Annotated in this window: 1 protein-coding gene; it reads left to right on the top strand. The window is 62.3% G+C overall.

The window, feature by feature from the left end; translation table 11 throughout:
• Positions 1-740 (top strand): penicillin acylase family protein (locus HX846_RS37135; RefSeq protein ID WP_178967455.1); only part of this gene is annotated, 740 nt, incomplete at both ends.

Raw genomic sequence — 740 nt, 5'->3', positions numbered from 1 at the left:
CAGCAACGCGGTGGCGGTGGGGCGTGACCGTTCGTTCAACGGCCGCGGCATGCTGCTGGCCAACCCGCATTTTCCGTGGGTGGGCGGCATGCGTTTCTACGAGATGCACCTGACCATCCCCGGCCAGCTGGATGTGATGGGCGCTGCGTTGCCGGGCCTGCCGGTGATCAATATCGGCTTCAACCAGCACGTTGCGTGGACGCACACCGTTGATACGTCCAAGCACTTCACCCTGTATCGCCTGACTCTGGACCCCAAGGACCCGACTCGCTATTTGCTGGACGGCAAGTCCGTGCCCATGGATAAAACCACGATCAAGGTAGCGGTAAAAACTGCCGACGGCGGTACCCGGGAACAGTCCCGCACGGTCTACAGCTCGCAGTTCGGCCCCATCGTGCAATGGCCGGGCAAACTCGACTGGGACGCCAAATATGCCTTCAGCCTGCGGGATGCCAACCTGGGCAACGACCGTGTGCTGCAACAGTGGTACGCGATGAACCGCGCAGCGAACCTCAAGGAACTGCAAACCTCGGTACACACCCTGCAAGGTATCCCGTGGGTCAACACGGTGGCAGCGGATGACCAGGGTCAAAGCCTGTACATGAACCTGTCGGTGGTGCCGAACGTCAGCGCGAAAAAGCTCGCACAGTGCAGTGACCCACGGGTCGGGCTGCAATTCATCATGCTCGACGGCTCTCGCAGCGCCTGCGCCTGGGACGTGGACCCGCGTGCCGCCCAGG

The organism is Pseudomonas sp. K5002 (genome assembly GCF_013386655.1).
In the GTDB taxonomy this organism is placed as follows: domain Bacteria; phylum Pseudomonadota; class Gammaproteobacteria; order Pseudomonadales; family Pseudomonadaceae; genus Aquipseudomonas.
Note: the sequence above shows the minus strand (reverse complement) of the source record. Positions and strands in the feature narration are given on the sequence as shown.